This window comes from Streptomyces sp. NPDC058195, assembly GCF_042883525.1.
Classification (GTDB): Bacteria; Actinomycetota; Actinomycetes; order Streptomycetales; family Streptomycetaceae; genus Streptomyces.
On record NZ_JBHVVM010000002.1, the window covers coordinates 344,443 to 369,939 of the forward strand.

The following is a 25,497-nucleotide window of genomic DNA, read 5'->3' on the forward strand; positions in this document are numbered from 1 at the left end:
TGCGGTCAGTTCCCGGCGGGGCGGCCCGGCACGCCGTCGCCCCCGGCAGCGGATGGCTGCCGGGGGCGACGCGTACGCGTGAAGGGCGTACGGACCGGATCGGGGACCGGGTCAGATCAGGCCGAGCTCGCGCACCGCGTCGCGCTCCTCGGTGAGCTCCTTCACCGAGGCGTCGATGCGCGTACGGGAGAACTCGTTGATGTCCAGGCCCTGGACGATCTTGTAGGTGCCGTTCTCCGTGGTGACCGGGAAGGACGAGATGATGCCCTCCGGCACGCCGTAGGAGCCGTCCGACGGGATGCCCATGGAGGTCCAGTCGCCCGCGGCGGTGCCGTTGACCCAGGTGTGCACGTGGTCGATGGCGGCGTTGGCGGCGGAGGCGGCCGAGGACGCGCCGCGGGCCTCGATGATCGCGGCGCCGCGCTTGGCGACGGTCGGGATGAAGGTGTCGGCCAGCCACGCCTCGTCGTTGACGAGCTCGGCGGCGTTCTTGCCCGCGATCTCCGCGTGGAAGATGTCGGGGTACTGGGTCGCCGAGTGGTTGCCCCAGATCGTCAGCTTCTTGATCTCGGAGACGGCGGCACCGGTCTTGGCGGCCAGCTGCGAGATCGCCCGGTTGTGGTCGAGGCGGGTCATCGCGGTGAAGCGCTCGGCCGGGACGTCCGGGGCGGCGGCCTGGGCGATCAGCGCGTTGGTGTTGGCCGGGTTGCCGACGACGAGGACCTTGATGTCGTCCGCGGCGTTGTCGTTGATGGCCTTGCCCTGCGGCTTGAAGATGCCGCCGTTGGCGGAGAGCAGGTCACCGCGCTCCATGCCCTTGGTGCGCGGGCGGGCGCCGACGAGCAGGGCGACGTTCGCACCGTCGAACGCCTTGTTGGCGTCGTCGGTGATCTCGATGCCGCGCAGCAGCGGGAAGGCGCAGTCGTCGAGCTCCATCGCGGTGCCCTCGGCGGCCTTCAGGCCCTGCGGGATCTCCAGGAGACGCAGGTTGACCGGCACGTCCGGGCCGAGCAGGTGGCCGGAGGCGATGCGGAAGAGCAGCGCGTAGCCGATCTGGCCGGCTGCGCCGGTCACGGTGACATTCACGGGAGTGCGGGTCATGGCGATCTCCGTTAGACAGCTGGCGGTGGGGGTTCCTGGCCCCTGGTGCTGGACATCCCTGAATCTTGATGTGAAGAGATATCCAGCGGTCAGGCTATCCGACCCGGAACCTCCCGGCCGCTCTGCCCCCTGTGGCACCGCGCACAAGCCATCACACAGCGCTCACCCGGCCGAATCCCGCACGGGACGGCAGCCCGGCGCCCGCCGCGCCCCGGGCAGGACCGGTCGGTCACCGTCCCGGCGCGAGCAGCAGCACCGTCGCGAGCAGTACCAGCAGCACACCGGTCACGCCCGCCGCGACGAGCGGCACGGCCGGTCGTTCGGATCCGCCCTCGGCGCGGTGCCCGTCCGCGTCCGCGCCCGTGTCCCCGCCCTCGCCCTCGTCCCCGCGGCCCGCACGGTCGGCCGCCTCACCGGTGCCCGGCCGCCCGCGGTCGACGAGTCTGCGCAATCGGACGGCGAACTCCCTTATCTGAGGATCGAGTTCGCCCGACAGTGCCTTCCAGCGCGCCATTGCCTGCCCCCTGCCCGGATCCGGTGGTCCCTCCGTTCCGGACTACCCAGGCAGCGGCCCGAACGCCGGGCGGCGGGCCGCCGGCACGGGGCGCATGGAGGCGTTCGGCACCACCCGCTCCGCTACCGCGCGCCCTTGCCGCCGCACAGTCCGGCACTCCGTTGCGGGACGATCACACGATGGCGGAATGGTCACTTCCGTGCCACAGGCCCCAGGCATCCCTTGTACCGCCCCACCCCGTCGACCAGGCTCAACCCCGACGGGGCAACACCGCTCAGGCACCGCGCACCAGGGCTTCCACGCCCCGGTCGGCGGCCCCGTCAGCCGGTGTCCGTCCCGCTCGGGGGAGGGGACGGGCACCGGTACGAAGGCCCGGGGCGGCCGGGCGGGGCGGGCGGCCGGACTCAGCGGATGGTGAAGTGGACGGCCTGTTCCAGGAACGGGATGTCCAGCCACGGCTTGGGCTGCGCCACCAGCGCCAGCATCACGATGAGAAAGCCGAGCAGTCCGTAGGTCACCAGGTCGGTGAAGCGGGACCGCACCGCCAGCATGCCCACCGACGGCACCACGAGCCGCAGCACCGCGCCTGCGATCAGGGCGCAGCCGATCAGCATCGTGCCGACCCGGAACGCCTCGGCGAAGGGATCGAGCGCCACGATCAGCAGCCCGATCCCGGCCGCGCAGAGCACCGCGAGCAGCGGCCACTGCCGGGCCGGAGCGGGCGCGTCCCCGGGCGCGGCCCGGCCACCGCCCTCGGGGCGCGCGGTGTCCCGGGTGAACGAGGGGAACCGCCGCGAACGCCGCGTGCCCTCGCCCGCACCGGTCGCGCCGGTCTCCGTACTGACCGCACCAGCCTCGCCGGTCTCGCCGGTCTCCCCAGCCGCGTCCGGCACGTCCGGCACATCCGGCGCACCTGTCGCGTCCACGGCACCTGCCGCGTCCACGGCGCCTGCCGCGTCCGCCTTGTCCGCCGCGTCCGCCGTCCGCTCGCCTGCGTCCGCCGTCCGCTCGCCCGCGTCCGGCACGTGCGACCCGCCCGGCGTCCGAGGGGCCGGTGACGGCCGCGTGGGCGTACCGCCCGCCTCGGCGGACGGTTCGGCCGGGCTCTTAGCAGCACCCATGGGGTTTCCTCCGGATCGGGTCAGCCGGCGGCGGCGGCGTTGCGCTCGGCCGCCTCGACCACGTTGACGAGCAGCTGGGCGCGGGTCATCGGGCCGACCCCACCGGGGTTCGGGGAGATCCAGGCGGCGACCTCGGCCACGCCCGGGTGGACGTCCCCGACGATCTTGCCGTTCTCGTCCCGGCTGACGCCCACGTCGAGCACGGCGGCGCCCGGCTTCACGTCCTCGGGCTTGATGATGTGCGGCACCCCGGCGGCGGCCACGATGATGTCGGCCTGCCTGAGGTGCGCGGAGAGGTCACGCGTACCGGTGTGACACTGCGTCACCGTGGCGTTCTCGGAGCGGCGGGTCAGCAGCAGCGGCATCGGGCGGCCGATGGTGACGCCGCGCCCGACCACCACCACGTTCGCCCCCTTGATCTCGACGCCGTGGTGGCGGAGCAGCTGGACGACGCCCTGCGGGGTGCACGGCAGCGGGCCCGCCTCGTTGAGCACCAGACGGCCGAGGTTCATCGGGTGCAGGCCGTCGGCGTCCTTGGCCGGGTCCATCAGCTCCAGGACGCGGTTGGTGTCGATCCCGTCGGGGAGCGGGAGCTGCACGATGTAGCCCGTGCACTCGGGGTTGTCGTTCAGCTCGCGTACGACCGCCTCGATCTCCTCCTGGGTGGCGGTGCCGGGGAGTTCGCGCTGGATCGAGCCGAGGCCGACCTGCGCGCAGTCGCGGTGCTTGCCGTTCACGTACCAGCGGCTGCCCGGGTCGTCCCCGACCAGCAGGGTTCCCAGGCCGGGGGTGATGCCCCGTTCCTTGAGGGCCGCCACGCGGACGGTGAGATCGGACTTGATCGCGGCTGCGGTGGCCTTGCCATCGAGAATCTGGGCAGTCATGTCCCCATACTCGCGGATGACCCCGCCCAGGTACCAATTCGGCCGCCATCGGTGGCGCGATGTTGCACTTGCGCAACAAGCACCAACCGTGACTGGACAAACTTACATTCTGTTTATAACGATTATGGCCGCAGTGCCGCAGTAGTACCGGGGGGCGGACCACTGACCTTTCTTTCCTCCGTGCGGCCGCATCGTCCCCGCAGTGCACGTTGGAGGAACGCCCAGATGAGTTTCGGCGACCCGAACCCGAACCCGAACAACCCGTACGGCCAGCAGCCCGGCCAGCAGCCCGGCCAGCCGCCGCAGGGCCAGCCCGGTTACGGCTACCCGCAGCAGCCGCCGCAGGGCCAGCCGGGCTACGGCTACCCGCAGCAGCCCCCGCAGGGCCAGCCGGGCTACGGCTACCCGCCCCAGGCCCCGGGCACCCTCCAGGCCAACAACGGCTACATCAACGTCCCCGTCCTGGGCACCGTCCAGGTCGCCTCGATGGGCCGCCGCCTCGGCGCCCGCTGCATCGACGCGGCTGCCATCGGCGTGCTCTACGCCATCCTGAGCGCGATAGGCGTGGCCGGTGCGATGGGCGCGGCCGAGGACATCGAGAACTGCGGCAGCTCCCTGGACCCGGGTTACCAGGCCTGTGTGAACGACGCGAGCGGCGGCATCATCGCCACGATGTTCGGCATGATCGCGGTCTTCGGTCTGATCACCCTGCTCTACGAGTGGCTGATGATCTCGCTGCTCGGCGCGACGCTCGGCAAGATGGCCCTCGGCCTGAAGGTCGTCAAGGAGAACACCGGCATGAACCCGGGCCTCGGCGGCGGCTTCATCCGCTGGATCATCCCGATCGTCGGCGTCTTCCTCTGCTACATCGGCGCGCTGCTCGTCTACCTCTCGCCGTTCTTCGACAACTCCGGCAAGCTCCAGGGCTGGCACGACCGTGCCGCCGGAACCCTGGTGATCAAGAAGTAACGCACCCACGCACGGACGAAGGGCCGGAACTCCGCGAGGAGTTCCGGCCCTTCGTCCGTGGGACCTCAGTGGAAGAAGTGCCGTGTGCCGGTGAAGTACATCGTCACACCGGCCTTCTTCGCGGCCTCGACGACCAGCTCGTCACGGACCGAACCGCCCGGCTGGGCTACGGCCTTGACGCCCGCGGCGGTCAGGATCTCCAGCCCGTCGGGGAACGGGAAGAACGCGTCGGAGGCGGCGTACGCACCGCGCGCCCGCTCCTCGCCCGCCCGCTCGACGGCCAGCTTCGCGGAGTCGACGCGGTTGACCTGGCCCATGCCGACGCCGACCGAGGCGCCGCCCTTGGCGAGCAGGATGGCGTTGGACTTGACCGCGCGGCAGGCCTTCCACGCGAAGGCCAGCTCCTTCAGCTCGTCCTCGCCCAGCGCCTCGCCGGTGGCCAGCGTCCAGTTGGCCGGGTCGTCGCCCTCGGCCTGGAGACGGTCGGTGACCTGGAGCAGCGCACCGCCGTCGACCGGCTTGACCTCGACCGGGGCGGTCGGGGCGTCGGGGCAGCGCAGCACCCGGATGTTCTTCTTGCGGGCCAGGATCTCGACCGCGCCGTCCTCGTAGGCCGGGGCCACGATGACCTCGGTGAAGATCTCCGCGACCTGCTCGGCCATCGCCCGGGTCACCGGACGGTTGACGGCGATGACGCCGCCGAAGGCCGACAGCGGGTCACAGGCGTGGGCCTTGCGGTGCGCCTCGGCGACGTCGTCGGCGATCGCGATGCCGCACGGGTTGGCGTGCTTGATGATCGCGACGCACGGCTCCGCGTGGTCGTACGCGGCCCGGCGCGCGGCGTCGGTGTCCGTGTAGTTGTTGTACGACATCTCCTTGCCGTGCAGCTGCTCCGCCTCGGCCAGGCCGCCGGTGCCCGAGGTGTAGAGCGCGGCGGGCTGGTGCGGGTTCTCGCCGTAGCGCAGGACGTTCGCGCGCTCGTAGGTGGCGCCGAAGAAGTCGGGGAAGCCCGAGTCGTCGGCGGCGGCGTAGCCGTCCGCGAACCAGGAGGCCACGGCGACGTCGTACGCGGCGGTGTGCTGGAAGGCCTCGGCGGCCAGCCGCTTGCGGGCGGCCAGGTCGAAGCCGCCCGCCCGCACGGCGGTCAGGACGTCGGCGTACCGCCCGGGGCTGGTGACCACGGCCACCGACGGGTGGTTCTTGGCCGCGGCGCGGACCATCGAGGGGCCGCCGATGTCGATCTGCTCCACGCACTCGTCGTCCGAGGCGCCCGAGGCGACGGTCTCCTTGAACGGGTAGAGGTTGACGACCACCAGGTCGAACGGCTCCACACCGAGCTCGGCGAGCTGCTCGCGGTGGGCGTCGAGGCGGAGATCGGCCAGGATGCCGGCGTGGACGCGCGGGTGCAGCGTCTTGACGCGGCCGTCGAGGCACTCGGGGAAGCCCGTGAGCTCCTCGACCTTGGTGACCGGGACACCGGCGGCAGCGATCCGGCCGGCGGTGGAGCCGGTGGAGACCAGCTCGACACCCGCCTCGTGCAGACCGCGCGCGAGGTCTTCGAGCCCCGTCTTGTCGTAGACACTGACCAGGGCGCGGCGGATGGGCTTATTCACCGACATGACCGAGATGAACCTTTCGTCCCTCAATGCGATAGCCGTCGCGGGCGAGCCGCCCCACGGCCTCGACGAGCAGCTTGCGCTCGATTTGCTTGATGCGTTCGTGGAGAGCCGCTTCGCCCTCCGGCGAGTCCTCCTCGGTCACCTCGACCACGCCCTGCGCGATGATCGGACCGGTGTCGACGCCGTCGTCGACGAAGTGGACGGTGCAGCCGGTGACCTTCACGCCGTACGCGAGCGCGTCGCGCACCCCGTGGGCACCGGGAAAGCTGGGGAGCAGGGCGGGGTGGGTGTTGATGATCCGGCCGCCGAAGCGGGCGAGGAACTCCCGCCCCACGATCTTCATGAAGCCCGCGGAGACGACGAGGTCCGGGCGGTGCGCGGCCGTCGCGGCGGCGAGCGCGGCGTCCCACTCCTCCCGGGTGGCGTGGTCCTTGACCCGGCAGACGAAGGTCGGGATTCCGGCCCGCTCCGCCCGTTCGAGACCGGCGATGCCGGGGCGGTCGGCGCCGACCGCGACGACCTGCGCGCCGAAGCCCCCGGGATCGTCACCGATGACGTCGAGCAGGGCTTGCAGGTTCGTACCCGAACCGGAGACCAGCACGACCAGGCGTGCCGGGGCGGCGGAGGGGGGCGGGGAGGCCACGGCTGGGCCCTTTCTCGCGTGGTTGCTCTCGCGCGCTCCGCCCACGTCGTGGGGCAGAGTGACGCCGATTTGTATGGTCGTACGAAAGAACAGAGCCCCTCGGTACGGGGAACTCTACGAACCGGTCGACCGTCAGCAACGATACCGGCACCTCGGCGAACCCCCACGGGACGGGGGTCGGCGGCCCGGGGAGGCGGCTGCCGGTCCGGATCGCGCGGATCGGCGCCCGGCCCCGCGCTCCCAGCTTTCGGCGGCTCCCGGCCGGGAGGTAGCGTCAGGGGACAGCGAACCGTCCACGGGGCGGAAATGACGAGATGGGGAAGACGTTCACCACATGCCGGACCGACGCCGCCGCACCGCCTTCCGCCAGCCGCTGCCCGAGCGGGACGCCTCCTCCCAGGGCGGGAGGGGTTCGGGCGGGATGGACGACAACCCCTTCGCCCCGCCGCCGGAGAACCGGCCCGACCAGCCCTGGCAGCCCCGCCGCCCGGTGAACACCACTCAGGGCTCCGGAAACGGGGAGGGCTCGGGCGAGGATTCCGGCGAGAGCGGCTCCTCCGGCGAGCGCCCGGCCTGGGGCGGCCAGTGGAGCAGCCGGCAGCCCGGTCGTCAGGGCGGCAGCTTCGGCGGACGTCCGGGCCAGGGCGGGACGGGCGGCCAGGGCGGGCCCGAGGGCAGTCCGGGCGGGATGCGCTGGGATCCCACCGACCCCGCGCAGCGCCGGGCGCGCTACGCGCTGCTCTGCGGCATGTGGGCCTTCTTCTTCGCGCTCTTCGACTTCCCGGAGATCGCCCTGCTGCTCGGTTCGCTCGCGGTGTACTGGGCGATCAGCTCGCTCCGGTCCAAGCCGAAGAGCCCGGCCGCCGACGGCTCCGGTCAGGCGGCAGGCCCCGCCCGGACACCGGCCGCCGCCGCTCCGGCCGCCTCCGCTCCGGCCGCTCCCGCGGCCCCGGCCGGCGGCAGGCAGCAGACCACGGCCGCGGTCAGCGGTCTGGTGACGGCGCTGCTCGCGCTCTCGATCGTCGCCGCGACGTTCACCGTGCAGCTCGTCTACCGCGACTACTACACCTGTGTGAACGACGCCCTGACCAAGGCCGGTCAGGTGTCCTGCAACGACCAGCTGCCGAAGCCGCTGGAGCCCCTCTTCGGCGTCAAGGACTGAGCCCCGCCCCGCCCGCGTTCCCGGACGGCCCGGCCTCTTCCGGCCTGGCCGTCCGCCCGTACCAGGGGTCGTTCGGCAGGAAGTCGTACGGCGTGAAGTCCCCCTCCGCCGGTCCGGGCGACGCCGCGCCGACCGGCGGTGCGGGCACGACGGACGCGTACGCCGCCTTCCGCGCCCGCGCCCGCGCCTGTTCCTCGGCCCGCACCCGCGCCTGCTCCCGCTCCCGCGGCGGCATCGCGCCGGTGAGCCACCACAGGCCGCTGCGGACGCGCGCCCGCAGCCGCCAGGCCCGCAGCAGCAGCGCGCCGGGCACGCCCAGCACCACCACCCACGCCGTCGCCGCCGCCCCGGAGAGCCACCACACCGGCCCGAACTCCGCCAGCGACCGCGTCCCGAGCGGCCCCCCGGCCGCCGCCGCCAGCACCGCCGTACCCGCCCCGCACCCGACCGCCGCGAGCGCGGCCGCCAGCGCCGTCGTCCCCGGGCTCCACGCCGCCTCGCGCCCGCCGTGCGGCGGTGCGGCGCGCCGCACCGTGAACCAGGCGACCGTCATCCCGGCCGCGACCGGCACACCGAGGGCCGCCCAGTTCATGAGCGTCCCGGGGCCCTGGGCGGGCACCGCGGCCAGCAGCGGGAAGCCGGGCAGCGCCGGGCGCCCGGAGAAGGCCAGCGGGGTGACCGTGGACGCCGTGCCGAGGGCGAACCCGGGGCCGAGCCCGTACGCCGCGCCCCACACCGCCGCGTTCGGCACCAGCACCACCGCGAGCAGCAGCACCGCGACCCGGCCCGACCAGTTGCCCGAGAGTTCGACGAACGCCTGCCGGGCCGGGTGCGCGTGCCACACCAGCCCCACCGCGACGAGCAGCGCCCCGCCGCCGACCAGCATCGCCACCCCGGCCGCCGCCGCCCGCCACACCGTCCCGGCGCACTCCCGGAACCGGCCGCCCGCCAGCGCCCGGTGCAGGGCCGCCGGGGCCCGAGCGGGCAGCACGACCGGGCACCCGGCCCCCGTCCAGGCCCCGGCCGCCGCGCCCACCACCACGACGACCACCGGGAAGAGCAGCGAGAGCGGCCGCACGGACAGCGCACCCTCCCGCACGTAGTACGCGGCAGCCGCGCCGACCAGCAGATATCCACCGGCTACCGCGGTCAGACCGCTCCTCGCCGAGAGGGCCGGATGCTCCTCGTCCGGCACCAGGACATCCCTCGCCGCACGGTGCACCAGACACACCGGCACCACGGCGAGCAGCAGCGGAACGACGCCCACCGGGGCGGGCACCCCGCTGAGTGTGCCGGATCTGATCAGCTCGGCCCCATGGGCGAGCAGCCAGAGCCCGGCCGCTGTGTGGAGGGCGCCGGCGGGGCTGCTCCCGGAGTCCGGGGAGCTGATCCACAACGCCAGGACGAGGACGGTGATCGAGCCCAGTCCGAGCCCGGCCGCAACCGCTCCCCTCAGCAGGGCCAGGGTCAGCGCGGCGGACCGGCCCTGATCCGCCGACAACATCGGGCCGCGTTCGGTTACTTGGGTCACACGGTCATGCTGCCAACGACACGCGCTTATTCCGCGTAACGGGCAGACACCCGCTGTGTCGCCCAATATATGTTTATGTGCTTTATTACGCGGTTTAGCCCCCTGGCCGGTCCCGTATGACGCGGAGTCCGACGGATACCCCCTCTGCCCAGCCCGCCGAAACCTCCCGTCCCGCCGGGGTTTCCCACCCCGCCGGGACCTCCGCCCCCGCCGCGGCCTTCGACGCGCTGTACGCGCACTGCGCCACCGCCCTCTTCCACCAGACGTTCCTGCTGACCGGGCGCCGCACCCTCGCCAGGGAGTCCGTCGCCCGTGCCTTCGCGCTCGCCTGGGAGCGCTGGCCCGAGGTCGCGGTGGACCGCGACCCGGTGGGGTGGGTGCGGGCCGCCGCGTACGAGTACGCCGTGTCGCCCTGGCACCGGCTGCGCCGCGCGCACCGCCGTCCCGACCCGCCACCGGACGAACCGGTCTCGCGCGCCCTGCTCGACGCGCTGCTCGCGCTGCCGCCCGCCCACCGCCGCACCCTGGTGCTCTACGACGGCCTGGGCCTGGACCTGCCGGAGACGGCGGCGGAGACGGAGGCGAGCACCCCGGCGGCGGCGAACCGGCTGCTGAACGCGCGCGCCGCGGTCGCCGAGTGGCTGCCCGGCCCGGCGGAGCACGACACGCCCGCCGAGCAGTCGGCGCTGCTCGGCGCACGGCTGGGCGCGCTCGCCCTCACCCCGTCCCCCGGCACGCTCCCGGCGCCCTGCCAGATCCGTACCGACTGCGAGCGCGGGGCCGCACTGCGGACCCGGGCGGCTCTCTGGTTCACGGCGGTGCTCATCGGGCTGACGCTCTTCGCCCTGCTGACGGCCCCGGGCCGCCACGAGACCCCGCAGGCACCCGCCCAGCGGATCAGCGGGGTGCCACCGCGCGGCGGGCCGCGGGAACCGGAGGCCCAGGACGTGCGGCTGGAGAAGCAGCTCCGCGGCGAACTCGTCCAGGGCCCGGCCCGGCTGGTCCCCGGCACCGGCTGAACGCGGCGCACACCGGTCCACGCCACACGCCAACGGCGCGGGCCCGTACCCCTTCGAACCGAGGGGGTACGGGCCCGCGCCGTCTGTGCGGTGCCGCTGCGCCGTGTGCGGGAGCGGTCAGGCGCCGAGGATCTCGCGGGCGAGCTTGGCGGTCTCGGTCGGCGTCTTGCCGACCTTGACGCCGGCGGCCTCAAGGGCCTCCTTCTTCGCCTGCGCGGTGCCGGAGGAGCCGGAGACGATGGCGCCGGCGTGGCCCATGGTCTTGCCCTCGGGGGCGGTGAAGCCCGCGACGTAACCGACGACCGGCTTGGTGACGTTGGCCTTGATGAAGTCGGCCGCACGCTCCTCGGCGTCGCCGCCGATCTCGCCGATCATCACGATCAGGTCGGTCTCGGGGTCGGCCTCGAACGCCGCGAGGGCGTCGATGTGCGTCGTGCCGATGACCGGGTCGCCACCGATGCCGACGGCGGACGAGAAGCCGATGTCACGGAGCTCGTACATCATCTGGTAGGTCAGCGTGCCCGACTTGGACACGAGACCGATGCGGCCGGGCTTGGTGATGTCGCCCGGGATGATGCCGGCGTTGGACTGGCCGGGGGTGATCAGGCCGGGGCAGTTCGGACCGATGATCCGGGTCTTGTTGCCCTTCGACGTGGCGTACGCCCAGAAGGCGGCCGAGTCGTGGACGGCGATGCCCTCGGTGATGACGACCGCGAGGGGGATCTCGGCGTCGATCGCCTCGATGACGGCGGCCTTGGCGAAGGCCGGCGGCACGAAGAGGACCGACACGTCCGCGCCGGTCTTCTCGATCGCCTCGGCGACGGTCCCGAAGACGGGGACCTCGGTGCCGTCGAAGTCGACGGAGGTGCCGGCCTTGCGCGGGTTCACGCCGCCGACGATGTTGGTGCCGTCACCGAGCATGAGCTTGGTGTGCTTCATCCCGGTGGCGCCGGTCATCCCCTGGACGATGACCTTGCTGTCCTTGGTGAGGAAGATAGCCATGGTGTTGGAGTCCCTCGTCCCTTACTTCGCAGCCGCGGCGAGCTCGGCGGCCTTGTCGGCCGCGCCGTCCATGGTGTCCACACGCTGAACGAGCGGGTGGTTGGCGTCGGAGAGGATCTTGCGACCCAGCTCCGCGTTGTTGCCGTCGAGACGCACGACCAGCGGCTTGGTGACGTCCTCGCCCTTGGACTTGAGCAGCTCAAGCGCCTGGACGATGCCGTTGGCGACCTCGTCGCACGCGGTGATGCCACCGAAGACGTTGACGAAGACGGACTTGACGTCCGGGTCGCCGAGGATGATCTCCAGGCCGTTCGCCATGACCTCGGCGGAGGCACCGCCACCGATGTCGAGGAAGTTGGCGGGCTTCACGTTGCCGTGGTTCTCACCGGCGTACGCGACGACGTCCAGGGTCGACATGACCAGACCGGCGCCGTTGCCGATGATGCCGACCTCGCCGTCGAGCTTGACGTAGTTGAGGTTCTTGGCCTTGGCGGCGGCCTCCAGCGGGTTGGCCGCGGCCTTGTCCTCCAGCGCCTCGTGCTCGGGCTGGCGGAAGTCGGCGTTCTCGTCGAGCGAGACCTTGCCGTCCAGCGCGAGGATGTCACCGGAGGCGACCTTGGCGAGCGGGTTCACCTCGACGAGGAGCGCGTCCTCGGCGACGAAGGTGTCCCACAGCGTCACCAGGACCTCGGCGACCTTCTCGGCGACCTCGGCCGGGAAGCTCGCCTGGGCGACGATCTCGCGGGCCTTCTCGATCGTGACGCCCTCGACGGCGTTGACCGGGACCTTCGCGAGGGCCTCGGGGGTCTTCTCCGCGACCTCCTCGATGTCCATGCCGCCCTGCACCGAGGCCATGGCCAGGAAGGTGCGGTTGGTCCGGTCGAGGAGGTACGAGACGTAGTACTCCTCAAGGATCTCCGGCGCGGTCTCGGCGATCATCACCTTGTGGACCGTGTGGCCCTTGATGTCCATGCCGAGGATGTCGGTCGCGCGGGCGACCGCCTCGTCGGGGGTGGAGGCCAGCTTGACGCCACCGGCCTTGCCACGGCCGCCGACCTTCACCTGCGCCTTGACGACCGACTTGCCGCCCAGCCGCTCGGTCGCCTCGCGGGCTGCCTCAGGCGTGTCGATGACTTCACCGGCCAGCACCGGTACACCGTGCTTGGCGAAGAGGTCCCTCGCCTGGTACTCGAACAGGTCCACGCGCGTCCGTCCCTTAATCAATGGTCTCGCGGTTGGTTTTCTGCGTGGGCGTGCCGCGAGGGGCAAACGTGACTGCTCTGTCACCAGGAAGGCGCACACGGTGAGCCCGGTACGCGGCATGTCCATCTCGCAGGTTATCCCCGAGGCCCGCAGGACCCTAAATCACAGATAGCGCCTGAGCGGTGATTACGGTCACAGACCCTGCTGGTGGCCCGGAGGCGGCGGGCGCGCGCGGGGCGGTTCCATTGAGGTGAACGGTGGGTGCCGCCGTCAGTGCCCGGCCTCCTTGTCCGGCACGGGGAGCGGCCGCTTCTCGATGGCCGCCGCCATCACCTCGGGGAAGAGGTCCGGAGTGCAGGCGAAGGCCGGTGCGCCCAGGGCGCCGAGCGCCGCCGCGTGGTCACGGTCGTAGGCGGGCGCGCCTTCGTCGGAGAGCGCGAGCAGCGTCACGAACTGCACACCGGAGGCCTTCATCGCGGCGACCCGCTTCAGCATCTCGTCGCGTATCCCGCCCTCGTAGAGATCACTGATCAGCACGACCACGGTGTCGGCGGGGCGGGTGATCCTCGACTGGCAGTAGGCCAGTGCGCGGTTGATGTCGGTGCCGCCGCCGAGCTGGGTGCCGAAGAGGACGTCGACGGGGTCGTCGAGCTGGTCGGTGAGGTCGGCCACCGCCGTGTCGAAGACGACGAGCCGGGTCCGCAGGGTGCGCATGGAGGCGAGCACGGCCCCGAAGACGGAGGCGTAGACGACGGAGGCGGCCATCGACCCCGACTGGTCGACGCAGAGGATGACGTCCTTCTTCACGGACCGGGCGGCCCGCCCGTGGCCGATGAGCCGTTCGGGTACGACGGTGCCGTGCTCGGGGAGGTAGTTCCTGAGGTTGGCCCGGATGGTGCGGTCCCAGTCGATGTCTCGGTGACGGGGCCGGTCGGTCTTCGCCGAGCGGTCGAGCGCGCCGGTGAGCGTGGCCCGGGTGCGCGGGGCGAGCCGCTTCTCCAGGTCCTCGACGACCGCGCGCACGACCGCGCGCGCGGTCTCCTTCGTCGTCTCGGGCATGGCCTTGTTGAGCGAGAGGAGCGTGCCCACGAGGTGGACGTCGGCTTCGACAGCCTCCAGCATCTCCGGCTCCAGGAGCAGCGCGGCCAGGCCGAGCCGGTCGATCGCGTCGCGCTGCATGACCTGGACGACGGAGCTCGGGAAGTACGTACGGATGTCGCCGAGCCAGCGGGCCACGGAGGGGGCCGAGGCGCCGAGCCCGGCCGGACGGCCGGTCCTGCCCCGGGCGCCGGGTCTGCCCCCGTCGCCGTAGAGCGCGCTCAGGGCGGTGTCCATCGCGGCGTCGCGGCCGGTGAGGGCGCGGCCGGTGCTCTCGGCGCTGTCCCCGCCCAGGACCAGCCGCCAGCGGCGCAGCCGCTCGTCGTCGGCCGGGCCGCCGGACGGCGGGGTGTGCGGGGTGGTCCGCGGTGCGGTGCCGGTCGTGTGCGTGGTCGTCGTCATGCCGTCGCCCCCAGCGGTTCCTCGGTGCCGGTGTTGGTGCCGGTGGTGATGGTGATGGCCGTGTCTGTGTCTGCGCCTGTGCTGGAGTGGGTGCGGGTGGCCGTTTCGGTGTGCGCGCCGAGCAGGAGGAGCACCACCTCCTCGGCCGCGTCGGCCCTGGCCGTGTCCAGCCCCGGCCCGAATCCGGGGGCGGTCGCTCCGGTCCCGGTGCCCGGCGCTCCCCCGCGGGACGGGCCGCGTCTCACCAGCTCTCCCAGGGTGCGCCGGACGCCTGGTTCGTACGCGGAGAAGGTGCGGCGCAGCAGCGGCAGCACATCGGCGAACAGCTCGGCGGGCACGCCGGTGAGCCAGGCGTCGACCAGGCCGAGCAGCCGCTCGTCGTGGACCAGCAGCATGCCGCCGCCCGCCGCCCCGCCGACGAAGCCCTCGATCCACGCCGCGGCGTCGGCCGGGGGCGTGCCAGGCGAGAGGGCGAGCCCCATCAGCCGGGCCGCGTCGTCCTGCGCGAGCCGGCCGTCGTCGAGCAGCAGGCGGGTGGCGCGGCCCCGGACGGCCCCGGCGACCGTGTCCCGGGCGGCGAGCCGGTGCAGTACGGCCGTCCAGCGCGCGCGCAGCCCGGCCGCGCCGGTCTCCGCGTGGCCGGACGTGGCACTGGTGAGCAGGCCGATCGCGGTGTGGACCCCGTCGATCCGGCCGCGCATGGTGGCGGCGCCCTCAACGTCGAGCCCGGTGCAGGCCGGGGGCAGCCCGACGCAGATCCGCTCGGCGAGCCCGGCCGCGACCTCGCCGAGCGCCGCGGTGTCCGTGGACCGCACGTCGCCGTAGCGCAGGGTGCGGGCGAGCGCGGGCAGGGCCTCGGCGAGGCGGCCGACGTCGGCGTCGAGCGCGGCGCGGTCGGCGAGGGCCCGCATCACCCCGGGCAGCGCGTCGGACAGTCCGGCGAGCAGGCACTGCTCGGCGAGCGCGGTGATCTCCGCGAGCGCGGTCGCGGAGGCGGCCCGGGACTCGGCTCGCGTGCTCGCGGCCGCGAGCACGGTGGTGCCCCAGGTGCCCGCTTCCGCGACCTGTACGTACAGCTCGGGCTCCCAGCGCAGCCGCCAGCTCTCCCGGAAGGTGCCGGTGCTCGCCCGGCCCTCGGCGGGCTCGCCCCAGCCGATGCCGAGGACGCGCAGCCGGTGGAGCAGCCTGCTGCGGGCCGCGTCATTGTCCTTGCGCAGGTCGAGCTCCAGCTCCCGCTCCGGCGCCTCCGGTTTGAGCCGGAGGGCGCGCTGCTGGCGCGTGAGGTCGCGCTGGAGAGGGACGACGGGGGCGTCGTCCGGAACCTCGCCGAGGGTCTCGCCGACGACCAGCCGGTCCCGCACGAGCGCCAGCGGGATGTCGGAGCCGTCGCACATCACGGCCCGGACGGCGTCGGTCGTCTCGCCCAGCCCGGCGAGCGGGCGGCCGCGCAGCGCGGCCAGTGCCGTGGCGAGCCGGACGGCCTCGATGACATGGGCGGACGAGACGAACCGGTCCTCGTCGCGCAGGAGTCCGGCGACCTTCGTCATCCACCGCTCGACCGGGCGGTCCGGGGCGTCGAAGAGGTGGCCGTACCAGCCGGGCGCGTCGATGCCCGCCCCGTAGCCGCTCCTGCGGGCGAGCCGCCGGTGCGACCAGGGCACCCAGGTCAGCTCGGCCTTGGCCTTGGGCAGTCCTCTGAGCAGGGCGCGGTCGGCGGTGAGTGTGGTCCGCGCGGCGAGCGCGGGGACGTGCCAGGCGCCGCACACCACCGCGACGTCCTCGCCGAACTCCTTGACGGCCTTGCGCAGCTGGATGCGCATGTGTGCTTCGCGCACGGCATCGAGGGGGTGGCCGCCGTCGCCGTAGGTCTCGCGCAGGGCGGTCATCGCCTCGGCGAGCACGGTGAACGGGGCCCAGGGACCGGCGCCGCCGCCCCCGGTCCGGTGTTCGACGACGTCTTCCCACCAGCGCTCGGGGTCGTCGTAGCCGGCCGCCCCGGCGAGCGCCCCGATGGGGTCGACGGGGCCCCGCCCGCTCACGTCCCCGGTCACGTCCCCGGCGGCTTCCTCCGTGCCGTGCGCGGCGGGGGCCCCGGCCTGGGTCATGGCCAGGGAATGTGCTGCCGGAAGGTCGATGAACCGGACCCCGGCGCCGTGTCCGAGGGCCCAGCGCAGAGCGGTCCATTCGGGCGAGAACGCGGCCATCGGCCAGAACGCCGCCTGCCCCGGGTCGTCGACGACGTGGGCGAGCAGCGCGACCGGGGGCCGCATCCGCTCGTCGGCGGCCAGCGGCAGCAGCGCGTCGGCCTCCGGCGGGCCCTCGACGAGCACGACCCGCGGGCGCGCGGCGTCCAGCGCCGCCCGGACGGCCCGCGCGGAGCCGGGTCCGTGGTGCCGCACGCCCAGCAGCAGCGGCCCTGGGGGCCGTCCGGTCCCGGTCATGCGGAGACCTCGCGGCAGGCGCGGTAGAAGTCCTTCCACCCGTCCCGCTCCCGGACCACCGTCTCCAGGTACTCCTGCCAGACCACCCGGTCGGCCGCCGGGTCGCGGACGACCGCGCCGAGGATGCCCGCCGCCACGTCGCCGGGGCGCAGCACCCCGTCCCCGAAGTGCGCGGCGAGGGCGAGGCCGTTGGTGACGACGGAGATCGCCTCGGCCGTCGACAGCGTCCCCGAGGGGGACTTGAGCCTGGTGCGCCCGTCCGTGGTGACCCCGTCGCGCAGTTCGCGGAAGACGGTGACGACGCGGCGGATCTCGGCCGCGCCGTCGGGCGCGGCCGGGAGGTCGAGCGAACGGCCTATCTGGTCGACCCGGCGGGAGACGATGTCGACCTCGGCGCCGGGCGTGGCGGGCAGCGGGAGCACGACGGTGTTGAACCGGCGGCGCAGCGCGCTGGACAGCTCGTTGACCCCGCGGTCGCGGTCGTTGGCGGTGGCGATGACGTTGAATCCGCGGACCGCCTGGACCTCCTGGCCCAGTTCGGGCACGGGGAGCGTCTTCTCGGACAGGACCGTGATGAGCGAGTCCTGCACGTCGGCGGGGATACGGGTCAGTTCCTCGACGCGCGCGGTCATCCCTTCGGACATGGCGCGCATCAGCGGGCTGGGCACCAGGGCTTCGCGGCGGGGGCCGTGCGCGAGCAGCTCGGCGTAGTTCCAGCCGTAGCGGACGGACTCCTCGGGGGTGCCCGCGGTGCCCTGGACGAGCAGGGTCGAGTCGCCGCTGACGGCGGCGGCCAGGTGCTCCGACACCCAGGTCTTGGCGGTGCCGGGGACACCGAGGAGCAGCAGGGCCCGGTCGGTGGCGAGCGTGGTGACGGCGACCTCGACGAGGCGGCGCGGGCCCACGTACTTCGGTGTGATCACGGTGCCGTCGGGCAGGGTGCCGCCGAGCAGATAGGTGGCGACGGCCCACGGGGAGAGCCGCCAGCGGGCGGGGCGCGGGCGGTCGTCGGCCGCGGCGAGGGCCTTCAGCTCGTGGGCGAAGGCGTCCTCGGCATGCGGCCGGAGAGCCTGTGCGCCGTCGGTGGCAGTGGTTTCGGACACGGTCGTGGATCCCCCCTCCGGGTCGGTCGACCCGATGTGTTCCACCGTGCACCACGGCACTGACAATCGGCCCGCCCCGGCAGCCGGACCCGCCCCGGCAGCCGGAGCGGGCCGGTCCGCGACCGCTGACGTACGGTCAGCCGACCACCGGCGAGACGGCCACGCAGCCGCCCGCGGCGAGCATGCCCTTCCCCTTCGCCTCCTTGATCACCTTGCCCTTGTACGTGATCGAGCAGGTGACCTCGGCCCCGTCCGCGTCGAGGGCGATCGGGGTGACGCCGGGCGGCGTGATGCCGCGCAGGGTGACCGTCTTCCGCCAGGGCAGCGTGGGCGATTCGACCTTCTCGATCTTCGGGTCCATGGCCGTGCCGCCGCCGACGTGGAACTGGATCTGGTCGACGCCCGATCCGGTGACCTCGTAGGTGACTTCGTAGTTCTCGTTCATCGTCTCGTCCACGGCCTCGTCCACGGCTTCGTCCACCGCCTTGTCGACGGTCCTGTCCACCTTCTCGGCGGTGCCGGAACAGGCGGTGAGGCCCAGCCCGAGGCCGAGGACGACGGCCGCGCAGGCGGCGGCACGGGCCGCGGCGCGGGTGGGGCGAACGGTGTGGCTCATGTGGTTGATCCCCCCGGATCGATGGGTCTGATGCCCGCAGAGAATCGCAAAGGAGAAGCAGAGTCAAGTGGCGTGCGTGACGACGAATCAGCAGGTCAGCGCGATTGTCAGTGGGGCGATCTACGGTCGTTGTCATGCTGCTATCTCACGGGGGAGAACTCTCGCGCGCCACCGGCCCGGTGGCGCGCTGGACGGTGGAGCAGGTACGGGCCCTCGCTCCTGACGACGCGTCACGCGGGGCGGGGTCGAAGCTGGGTGCGGCCGGTCCCTGGTCGGGCAGCGGCTGCGATCCGTCGGGGGCGGTGTGGGGGCTGTGCGAGGGAGGCGGGAGAGCGCCGTACCGGACGGTGGCCGACACCACCGGCCCCGCGTACACGTGCAGTTGCCCGAGCCGGAAGTCTCCGTGCAAGCACGCCCTGGGTCTGCTGCTGCTCTGGGCATCGGGCGAGTCGGCGCTTCCCGTCGGCGAAGTCCCGGACTGGGCGGGCGCGTGGCTGACGGAGCGCCGGGAGCGCGCGGAAGGGAAGGCGGACCAGCGCGCGGCGGGCGGTGCCCCGGCCGCGGGCCCGGCCGATCCGGAGGCCGCCCGACGGCGCGCCGAGCGCCGCGCCGAGCGGATCACCGGCGGCGCCCAGGAGCTGGAGGAGCGGCTGGCCGATCTGCTGCGCGGGGGGCTGGCGGCGGCCGGCCAGCCGGGCTACGCGTTCTGGGAGGAGACGGCCGCCCGCATGGTCGACGCCCAGGCCCCGGGGCTGGCGGCCCGGGTGCGGGAGCTGGGTGCCGTCCCGGCCTCCGGGCCGGGCTGGCCGGTGCGCCTGCTGGAGGAGTGCGCGATGCTGCATCTGCTGGACAGCGCCTGGCTGGGCGTCGACCGGCTGCCCGGCCCGCTGGCCGCCACGGTCCGTACGCGGGTGGGACTGACAGTCCCCGCCGAGGGCCCGCCGGTCCGGGACGCCTGGCTGGTCCTCGCCCAGTACGACATCCCGGACGGCAGGATCGTCACGCGCCGTATCTGGCTGTACGGAAGGGAGACCGGTCGCACCGCGCTGCTGCTCTCCTTCGGGGCGGCCGGGCGCTCCCCCGGCCTGGCCCTGCCGGTGGGCACCACGCTGGACGCCGGGCTGACGTTCCACCCGGGCACCGGCCGGCTGCGGGCGGAGCTGGAGGGCCCGGCCGGGGCGGCGGAGCCGGGCGGCACGCCCCCGCCCGGCGGCACGGTGGCCGAGGCGGTCGGCGTGTACGGCGCGGCGCTGCGGGAGGACCCGTGGCTCGACGCCTGGCCGGTGACGCTGCGCGAGGTCATACCCGTGCCGTCCGGGGACGGCTGGCAACTGCGGGACGCGGCGGACGGCGCGGCGCTGCCCCTGGCCCCGGCCGCCCTGTCGCGGCCCGGCCTGTGGAAGCTCGCCGCGCTCTCCGGCGGCTTGCCGGTCACGGTCTTCGGAGAGTGCGGCCACCGCGGCTTCGACCCGTACGCGGCCTGGCCCGCCGAGGGTGGTGACGACCCCGCGAGCGGGCCCGTACCGCTCATCTGACGTGCCCGGACAGACCGGGCCCGCGGCAGACGGACCGCAGACGAGCAGCAGAGAAGCACCGGACGAGCAGCGGACGAGACACGTCGGCGAGAAGGGGACCACCATGCCCGGTACCACCGCTTCCACCCCGTGGGAGGAGCTCGTCAGCACAGCGCTCCTCGGCACCGGCCGCCGCCCGGCCGCCGCGCCCGGCGGGCCCGCCGGACTGCTCGGCGTGGCGGCGGTCCAGACCGTACGGCGCCGGGCGGGGCTGGTGCCCGCCGCCCCGGCCGCCCGGCCCGATCCGGCGCCCGCCGATCCGCGGCCCGCACCGCCTCCGGCCGCGCGACGCAGACTCGCCCAGCTGCTGGCGGACCGGTCGGCCCCGGGCGGCTCGGGCGGGCGGCGCGGCACGGCCCCCGACCTCACGGAGCTGATCCCGCAGTGGCTGGCCCTCGCCAACCAGCGGGGCCTGCGGGCCCCGGCCGATCTGCTCCCCGCCCTGCTCGACGCGGCCAGGGCCCGGACCGACGTGCGGCCGCAGGCACTGGCCTTCGCCGGACCGCGCGGGCTGTGGCTGGCCGGGCTGAACCCCGAGTGGCGTTTCGCCCTGCGCGGTTCCTCCACCGGCGCGCCGCACCCCCTCCCGGCGGACTGCGAGGCGGTCGTCCGGTTGTGGGAGGAGGGCCTGTTCGCCGAGCGGGTCGCGCTGCTGGCCTCCGTCCGGGCGCACGACCCCGCCGGGGCGCTGGCCCTGCTCGCCGCCACCTGGGCCACCGAGCGTGCCGAGGACCGGCTGATGTTCGTCGATTCGCTGCGCACCGGGCTCTCCCCGGCGGACGAACCCTTCCTGGAGCGATGCCTCTCTGACCGCAGCCGTAACGTCCGCTCGACCGCCGCCGAGCTGCTCTCCGCCCTGCCGGGATCGGCGCTCGCCGCCCGGATGGCGTCCCGGTCGCTGTCCTGTGTGAACCCGGGCCTCACCGGTGACGAACCGACGATCGCCGTGGAGGCACCGCACGAGTGCGACGGCGCGATGGAGCGCGACGGTGTGGTGGCGGTGCCGCCGTCCGGGCGGGGGGAACGGTCGTGGTGGCTCGGCCAGCTCGTCGAGGCGACGCCGCTGGCCACCTGGCCCGCACGGTTCGGCCGCCGCACCGCCCGGGAGATCGTCGGCCTCCCGGTCGCGGACGGCTGGGGCGAGGAGCTGCACGCGGCGTGGTGCCGGGCGGCGGTGCGGCAGCGGGACGCCGAGTGGGCCCGCGCGCTGCTGGGCGCGCCGTCCGCCCCGCCGTCGAACGGCCCCGGTACGGCGTCGCTGGCCGAGCGCTCGAAGCTCCTCGGCATACTTCCCGCGGCGGAGCGGGCCGACTGGGCGGCCGGGTTCATCGCCGCGCACGGACTGTCGGAGGCCTTTCAGCTCCTGGGGGCCTGCCCGACCCCCTGGGCCGGTCCGCTGGGCCGCGCGGTCGTGGACGCCCTGGACATCGCCCGGGACGCGGGCAGCTATCCGTGGAGCTTCAGCGGGGTGATGGGCCTGGCCGAGCGCTGTCTGAACCCGGCGGAGGCGGACCGCCTGGAGATCCTCACGACCACGCCCGACGAGCCGGAGAACGCCTCGCCGGGCGCGAACGGCTACTGGTCCGAGGCCTTCCAGCGGCTCGTCTCCACGCTGCGGCTGCGCGCCGAGATGGCGGCGGAGCTGATCCGGGCTGACCCCGCCGCCCTGGCCTGACCCCGCCGGTCCGGCCTCGGGCCCGCCGGTCCGGCCTGACCTGGGCGCACGCCAGGTCGGGCCCAGGTCAGGTCCGAGTCAGGCCCAGGTCAGGCAAACGAGAGCCCGCGGCCCGCAGACCGGGGTCAGGGGCCGGGCCCCGGGGTCGGGGGGGAACCCCGGGGTCGGGGGCCAAGCCCCGGGGACGGCCCGCGGTCAGGCCTCCGCGTGGTCGCGGATGTTCGCGTTGATCCACTCGACGATCGACGTCGTCGTGGCGCCCGGCGTAAAGATCGCCGCGACGCCCTGCTCCTTCAGCGGGGCGATGTCGTCCTCCGGGATGATGCCGCCGCCGAAGACCTTGATGTCCTCCGCCTCGCGCTCCTTCAGCAGCTCGATCACCTTGGCGAAGAGCGTGTTGTGCGCACCGGAGAGGATCGAGAGGCCGATCGCGTCGGCGTCCTCCTGGATCGCGGTGTCCACGATCTGCTCGGGCGTCTGGTGCAGCCCGGTGTAGATGACCTCCATGCCCGCGTCGCGCAGCGCCCTCGCGATCACCTTGGCCCCGCGATCATGGCCGTCCAGTCCCGGCTTCGCCACCACCACACGGATCGGACCGGTCACACCCATCACTGCCTCCACATGCCTCTACCCGCGCCTGAAGGGCCGGGGATGTGAACGAACGTTATCTACAGCATCCCGCAAGCCGCCGTTTCGCGGTGGACGGGGAGGGGGAAATCACACAGTGGGACATGTTCACCGGGCGCCGTTCCCGTAGGCACGCGGTACACCTGCCGCGCGGGACCGGCCGCCAGGGGAGCCGCGACGAGTCGCCCGTACCACCGTGCCGTCAGCCGCACGGCGCGGTGGTACGGCCGGCCCGTCCCGCCGGTCCGTCCGATGCGCGCGTCGGTGACCGCACAGCCGCCTCCCCCGCCCGTCGAAGCCGGAGGTCGGCCATGAAGGTCCTGCCTTTTCTTCCGCCACTGCCGCTCCCCCTGCCGCTCGGCCCGGGTCCGCACCCCGCCGGGCCGTCCGCCGCACTGCTGAAGGCGACCGCGCTGGAGCTGGTGGTTCTCACCGCCCATGTGCTCCTCTACCCCACCGGCATCACGGGCGAACGGCGGGACGTCCCGTGCCCGGCCGAACCGCCCCTCGCCCCCGCCGCACCCGGCCGCACCCCCCGCGCCGAGGTCCCCGCCCCGGCCGCCGGGGGCGAGGACCATCCGCCGGTCGTCCTCCTGCACGGCTTCATCGACAACCGCTCGGTCTTCGTCCTGCTGCGCCGCTCCCTCGCCCAGCGCGGCCGGCGCCCTGTGGAATCGCTCAACTACTCACCGCTGACCTGCGACATCCGGACCGCGGCCGAGCTGCTCGGACGGCACGTCGAGGAGATCTGCGCCCGCACCGGACACCGGGAGATCGACATCGTCGGGCACAGCCTCGGCGGCCTGATCGCCCGCTACTACGTGCAGCGGCTCGGTGGCGACCAGCGGGTGCGCACCCTGGTCACGCTCGGCACCCCGCACAGCGGCACCGCCGTCGCGCCCCTGGCGAGCGCCCACCCCATCGTGCGGCAGATGCGCACCGGATCCGCACCGATCGAGGAGCTGCGCCTGCCCGCGCCCGGCTGCCGCACCCGCTTCGTGAGTTTCTGGAGCGAGCTGGACCGGGTGATCGTCCCGGCCGAGGCCGCCCGCATCGACCATCCGGACCTGGACGCGGAGAACGTCCGCGTCACCGGCATCGGGCACCTCGCGCTGCTGGTGCACCCGACCGTGGCCGCCGCGATCCGGCAGGCGCTGGAACCCGGCGATCCGGCGGCCGGTTCCGCCGGGGACGCGGGAGCCGCGTGAGCCCCACGGGCCGGCGGCGGCCTCCCGGCCGGCGGGCGTCTCACCACCGACCGTGACCACACAAATAGAACAGGTTTCGAACATAGAGCCAAGGCTCTGTGCGGAGGCCGCCGAAAGACGGCCGATTGCCCGTTTCCTGGGCCACCAGGACCCGTCGAAGATTGTCGGCGTCAGGTACCGCCGGGTACAGTCGCGGCCACTGCTCCCCTGGGTTTCCCCCACCGGACCCCAGAGCACAGGTCCTGCTGCCGAGGCGAGAGAGAAGTTGGTGAACGACCAGCACCCCGACGCCGGGTACGCCGGATACGACAGCGGAGCGACCGGTGGTTTCCACGGCGACCCGCTCTTCGGCTCCTACCCAGGCGGTCACGACGGTACGTACGGCAGTGGCTACGGTGTCGGCCCCGCCGACGGGTACAGCGGCTCGTACGACTCCACCCAGTGGGACACCGGGGCGCACCCGGCCGCCTCGTACGACGCCTACGCCCCGTACGCCGCTCAGCCCGGGCAGCAGCCGTACCCCGAGCAGCAGTACACGACGGGACCGGCCTACGGGACCACCGCCTCGTGGACGACGGCCGACTACGGCCCGGACACCGCCTCCACCGCCGTCTTCCCCGGCATCCCCGCCCAGGGCGGCGCCGCGGAGAGCACCGGCCAGTGGGACACCGGCGCCTGGTCCACGGACGGCCACTGGGCCATGAACGACGCGGCGATGAACAGCACGGCCGCGTACGACACCGGCGCCTACGACGCCACCGCCTGGAACACCGGCGCGGCGCCCGAGCCCGGAATCGACCAGCTCCTGACGCAGACCATGGAGGCCCCGCGGCTGCCGCACGACGCGCACGCCACGGACAGCACGCACGGTGACTACGCGGCGTACGAGACCTACGCCGACCCGGCCACCTCGTACGACCCGTACGAGCCCTACCTCGCGCAGGGCGCACAGGACCCGGACGGCGCGGCGGACGGCCTGGACGACTCCGGCGGGACGGCCGAGCCGGAGGGCGCCGAGCTCGCGTCCGGTCCGCGCCGCTCCCCCGGTCGGCCCGCCACCCGCAGCGGTGGCCGGGGCCGACGCCGTACGCCCGCGAAGCGTTCCGCACTGCTGACCGTCGCCATCCCCTCCGCCTGTGTGATGAGCGTGGCGGGGATCGCCGCGGCCTCGGTCGGCGGGCTCGGCGGCGACGAGAAGAAGGACGACGGCAGCACCCTGGCGGCGGCCGACTCCGTCAAGCCCGCCGAGGCCAACAACAAGCTGGACACCCAGCTCGCCAACCTCAGCGCCGACGCGGAGAACTTCGCGGGCCGCGCCAGCCGCGCCCAGGAGCGCATCGACCTTCGGGAGCGGCAGGCCGCCGAGAAGAAGAAGCGCGAGGAGGAGGCCGCCCGCAAGGAGGCCATGCGCCCCAAGTTCGTGATGCCGGTCAAGCAGCACGGCCTGAGCGCGTACTTCGGTCAGGCGGGCGTCAACTGGATGTCCGTGCACACCGGCATCGACTTCCCGGTGCTGGAGGGAACGCCCGTGATGGCCGCGACGGACGGCGTCGTGAGCACCCGGCTGAACAGCGCGTACGGCAACATGGCGATCGTCACCATGGCCGACGGCACGGAGACCTGGTACTGCCACCTCAGCAGCACCCGGATCCGTTCGGGCCCGGTCAAGGCCGGTGACGTCATCGCGTACTCGGGCGACACCGGGAACTCGACCGGTCCGCATCTGCACTTCGAGGTCCGGCCCGGCGGCGGCGCCGCGGTCAACCCGCTGCCGTGGCTGCGCAGCCACGGCGTCAACCCGACCTGAGCCGAGGGGCGGGGGGGCCCGGGGGGGCGCCCCCGCGGGCCCCCCCCCCGGCGGGGGCAAGGCTTAGAGCCCGGCCGGACCCCCCCCCCCCGCGCGTCGCGCCACCCGCCGGTCCCCGCGCGGGAGCGCGTGGACCAACGGGCCGCGGCGGACGTCGCACGCTGACGGGCCCCGGCCG

Annotated in this window: 21 protein-coding genes; 7 read left to right on the plus strand and 14 right to left on the minus strand. The window is 73.7% G+C overall.

The window, feature by feature from the left end; translation table 11 throughout:
• Nucleotides 1-111: 111 nt before the first annotated feature.
• The 4 genes from ACFVWY_RS03615 to ACFVWY_RS03630 all read right to left on the minus strand — a co-directional run bounded on the left by ACFVWY_RS03615 (nt 112) and on the right by ACFVWY_RS03630 (nt 3,620).
• Nucleotides 112-1,101 (minus strand): malate dehydrogenase, encoded by a 990-nt coding sequence (locus tag ACFVWY_RS03615; protein WP_389866912.1) that lies wholly within the window; start codon nt 1,099-1,101, stop codon nt 112-114.
• A 229-nt stretch (nt 1,102-1,330) separates the two neighbouring features.
• Nucleotides 1,331-1,615, minus strand: a complete 285-nt coding sequence (locus ACFVWY_RS03620) for a hypothetical protein (protein ID WP_389866913.1) — start codon at nt 1,613-1,615, stop codon at nt 1,331-1,333.
• Between the two features lie 404 nt (nt 1,616-2,019).
• Complete coding sequence (locus tag ACFVWY_RS03625) at nt 2,020-2,736, minus strand: DUF3017 domain-containing protein (RefSeq protein WP_389866915.1); 717 nt, start codon at nt 2,734-2,736, stop codon at nt 2,020-2,022.
• Nucleotides 2,737-2,756: 20 nt separating this feature from the next.
• Complete coding sequence (locus ACFVWY_RS03630) at nt 2,757-3,620, minus strand: bifunctional methylenetetrahydrofolate dehydrogenase/methenyltetrahydrofolate cyclohydrolase (protein WP_389866917.1); 864 nt, start codon at nt 3,618-3,620, stop codon at nt 2,757-2,759.
• 225 nt (nt 3,621-3,845) lie between these two features.
• Between ACFVWY_RS03630 and ACFVWY_RS03635 the strand changes: the two genes are divergently transcribed.
• Complete coding sequence (locus ACFVWY_RS03635) at nt 3,846-4,589, plus strand: RDD family protein (RefSeq protein ID WP_389866919.1); 744 nt, start codon at nt 3,846-3,848, stop codon at nt 4,587-4,589.
• A gap of 65 nt (nt 4,590-4,654) precedes the next feature.
• Here the strand turns inward: ACFVWY_RS03635 and purH are convergent, their stop codons facing one another.
• Both purH and purN read right to left on the minus strand, forming a co-directional pair.
• A complete protein-coding gene (gene purH, locus ACFVWY_RS03640; RefSeq protein WP_389866921.1) occupies nt 4,655-6,208 on the minus strand; it encodes a bifunctional phosphoribosylaminoimidazolecarboxamide formyltransferase/IMP cyclohydrolase in 1,554 nt (517 codons plus the stop codon).
• The gene (purN, locus tag ACFVWY_RS03645; RefSeq protein ID WP_389866923.1) at nt 6,195-6,851 is read right to left on the minus strand and encodes a phosphoribosylglycinamide formyltransferase; all 657 of its coding nucleotides are present in this window, start codon (nt 6,849-6,851) and stop codon (nt 6,195-6,197) included. Before purN ends, purH begins: the two co-directional genes overlap by 14 nt.
• Before the next feature lie 334 nt (nt 6,852-7,185).
• Between purN and ACFVWY_RS03650 the strand changes: the two genes are divergently transcribed.
• Nucleotides 7,186-8,013 (plus strand): hypothetical protein, encoded by an 828-nt coding sequence (locus ACFVWY_RS03650; protein ID WP_389866925.1) that lies wholly within the window; start codon nt 7,186-7,188, stop codon nt 8,011-8,013.
• Here the strand turns inward: ACFVWY_RS03650 and ACFVWY_RS03655 are convergent.
• Complete coding sequence (locus ACFVWY_RS03655) at nt 8,003-9,544, minus strand: DUF6350 family protein (protein ID WP_389866927.1); 1,542 nt, start codon at nt 9,542-9,544, stop codon at nt 8,003-8,005. The two genes, ACFVWY_RS03650 and ACFVWY_RS03655, sit on opposite strands and share 11 nt — an antisense overlap.
• Before the next feature lie 116 nt (nt 9,545-9,660).
• Here ACFVWY_RS03655 and ACFVWY_RS03660 point away from each other — a divergent pair, with 116 nt between their 5' ends.
• A complete protein-coding gene (locus ACFVWY_RS03660; RefSeq protein WP_389866929.1) occupies nt 9,661-10,563 on the plus strand; it encodes an RNA polymerase sigma factor in 903 nt (300 codons plus the stop codon).
• Between the two features lie 117 nt (nt 10,564-10,680).
• Here ACFVWY_RS03660 and sucD read toward each other — a convergent pair whose 3' ends face one another.
• The 6 genes from sucD to ACFVWY_RS03690 all read right to left on the minus strand — a co-directional run bounded on the left by sucD (nt 10,681) and on the right by ACFVWY_RS03690 (nt 18,428).
• On the minus strand, nt 10,681-11,565 hold the full coding sequence (gene sucD / locus ACFVWY_RS03665) for a succinate--CoA ligase subunit alpha (protein ID WP_389866931.1): 885 nt from the start codon (nt 11,563-11,565) through the stop codon (nt 10,681-10,683).
• 21 nt (nt 11,566-11,586) lie between these two features.
• A complete protein-coding gene (sucC, locus tag ACFVWY_RS03670; RefSeq protein WP_389866932.1) occupies nt 11,587-12,768 on the minus strand; it encodes an ADP-forming succinate--CoA ligase subunit beta in 1,182 nt (393 codons plus the stop codon).
• A 270-nt stretch (nt 12,769-13,038) separates the two neighbouring features.
• Entirely contained in the window at nt 13,039-14,268 is a 1,230-nt protein-coding gene (locus tag ACFVWY_RS03675; RefSeq protein ID WP_389866934.1) for a VWA domain-containing protein, read from the minus strand.
• Nucleotides 14,265-16,709, minus strand: coding sequence for a DUF5682 family protein (locus ACFVWY_RS03680; RefSeq protein ID WP_389866936.1), 2,445 nt, complete (start codon nt 16,707-16,709; stop codon nt 14,265-14,267). The genes ACFVWY_RS03675 and ACFVWY_RS03680 overlap by 4 nt, the downstream gene beginning before the upstream one ends.
• Nucleotides 16,706-17,812 (minus strand): AAA family ATPase, encoded by a 1,107-nt coding sequence (locus ACFVWY_RS03685; protein ID WP_389866938.1) that lies wholly within the window; start codon nt 17,810-17,812, stop codon nt 16,706-16,708. The genes ACFVWY_RS03680 and ACFVWY_RS03685 overlap by 4 nt, the downstream gene beginning before the upstream one ends.
• A gap of 136 nt (nt 17,813-17,948) precedes the next feature.
• A complete protein-coding gene (locus ACFVWY_RS03690) occupies nt 17,949-18,428 on the minus strand; it encodes an MmpS family transport accessory protein (RefSeq protein ID WP_389866940.1) in 480 nt (159 codons plus the stop codon).
• A gap of 134 nt (nt 18,429-18,562) precedes the next feature.
• Here ACFVWY_RS03690 and ACFVWY_RS03695 point away from each other — a divergent pair, with 134 nt between their 5' ends.
• The gene (locus ACFVWY_RS03695) at nt 18,563-19,963 is read left to right on the plus strand and encodes an SWIM zinc finger family protein (RefSeq protein ID WP_389866942.1); all 1,401 of its coding nucleotides are present in this window, start codon (nt 18,563-18,565) and stop codon (nt 19,961-19,963) included.
• 103 nt (nt 19,964-20,066) lie between these two features.
• Complete coding sequence (locus ACFVWY_RS03700) at nt 20,067-21,677, plus strand: DUF5691 domain-containing protein (protein WP_389866944.1); 1,611 nt, start codon at nt 20,067-20,069, stop codon at nt 21,675-21,677.
• A gap of 195 nt (nt 21,678-21,872) precedes the next feature.
• Here the strand turns inward: ACFVWY_RS03700 and ACFVWY_RS03705 are convergent, their stop codons facing one another.
• Nucleotides 21,873-22,286, minus strand: a complete 414-nt coding sequence (locus ACFVWY_RS03705) for a cobalamin B12-binding domain-containing protein (RefSeq protein ID WP_389866946.1) — start codon at nt 22,284-22,286, stop codon at nt 21,873-21,875.
• Nucleotides 22,287-22,615: 329 nt separating this feature from the next.
• Between ACFVWY_RS03705 and ACFVWY_RS03710 the strand changes: the two genes are divergently transcribed.
• Together ACFVWY_RS03710 and ACFVWY_RS03715 are read left to right on the plus strand one after the other, a co-directional pair.
• Nucleotides 22,616-23,512 carry an esterase/lipase family protein gene (locus tag ACFVWY_RS03710; protein WP_389866948.1) on the plus strand — a complete coding sequence of 299 codons (897 nt, stop codon included), beginning with the start codon at nt 22,616-22,618 and terminating at the stop codon, nt 23,510-23,512.
• Nucleotides 23,513-23,780: 268 nt separating this feature from the next.
• The gene (locus ACFVWY_RS03715) at nt 23,781-25,319 is read left to right on the plus strand and encodes a M23 family metallopeptidase (RefSeq protein WP_389866950.1); all 1,539 of its coding nucleotides are present in this window, start codon (nt 23,781-23,783) and stop codon (nt 25,317-25,319) included.
• Nucleotides 25,320-25,497: the final 178 nt, after the last annotated feature.

Coding starts and splice junctions, on each gene's coding strand:
- ACFVWY_RS03615 (WP_389866912.1), bottom strand. CDS start 1,101: ATGACCCGCACTCCCGTGAATGTCACCGTGACCGGCGCAGCCGGCCAG.
- ACFVWY_RS03620 (WP_389866913.1), bottom strand. CDS start 1,615: ATGGCGCGCTGGAAGGCACTGTCGGGCGAACTCGATCCTCAGATAAGG.
- ACFVWY_RS03625 (WP_389866915.1), bottom strand. CDS start 2,736: ATGGGTGCTGCTAAGAGCCCGGCCGAACCGTCCGCCGAGGCGGGCGGT.
- ACFVWY_RS03630 (WP_389866917.1), bottom strand. CDS start 3,620: ATGACTGCCCAGATTCTCGATGGCAAGGCCACCGCAGCCGCGATCAAG.
- ACFVWY_RS03635 (WP_389866919.1), top strand. CDS start 3,846: ATGAGTTTCGGCGACCCGAACCCGAACCCGAACAACCCGTACGGCCAG.
- purH (WP_389866921.1), bottom strand. CDS start 6,208: ATGTCGGTGAATAAGCCCATCCGCCGCGCCCTGGTCAGTGTCTACGAC.
- ACFVWY_RS03650 (WP_389866925.1), top strand. CDS start 7,186: ATGCCGGACCGACGCCGCCGCACCGCCTTCCGCCAGCCGCTGCCCGAG.
- ACFVWY_RS03660 (WP_389866929.1), top strand. CDS start 9,661: ATGACGCGGAGTCCGACGGATACCCCCTCTGCCCAGCCCGCCGAAACC.
- sucD (WP_389866931.1), bottom strand. CDS start 11,565: ATGGCTATCTTCCTCACCAAGGACAGCAAGGTCATCGTCCAGGGGATG.
- ACFVWY_RS03675 (WP_389866934.1), bottom strand. CDS start 14,268: ATGACGACGACCACGCACACGACCGGCACCGCACCGCGGACCACCCCG.
- ACFVWY_RS03680 (WP_389866936.1), bottom strand. CDS start 16,709: ATGACCGGGACCGGACGGCCCCCAGGGCCGCTGCTGCTGGGCGTGCGG.
- ACFVWY_RS03690 (WP_389866940.1), bottom strand. CDS start 18,428: ATGAGCCACACCGTTCGCCCCACCCGCGCCGCGGCCCGTGCCGCCGCC.
- ACFVWY_RS03695 (WP_389866942.1), top strand. CDS start 18,563: ATGCTGCTATCTCACGGGGGAGAACTCTCGCGCGCCACCGGCCCGGTG.
- ACFVWY_RS03700 (WP_389866944.1), top strand. CDS start 20,067: ATGCCCGGTACCACCGCTTCCACCCCGTGGGAGGAGCTCGTCAGCACA.
- ACFVWY_RS03705 (WP_389866946.1), bottom strand. CDS start 22,286: ATGGGTGTGACCGGTCCGATCCGTGTGGTGGTGGCGAAGCCGGGACTG.
- ACFVWY_RS03710 (WP_389866948.1), top strand. CDS start 22,616: ATGAAGGTCCTGCCTTTTCTTCCGCCACTGCCGCTCCCCCTGCCGCTC.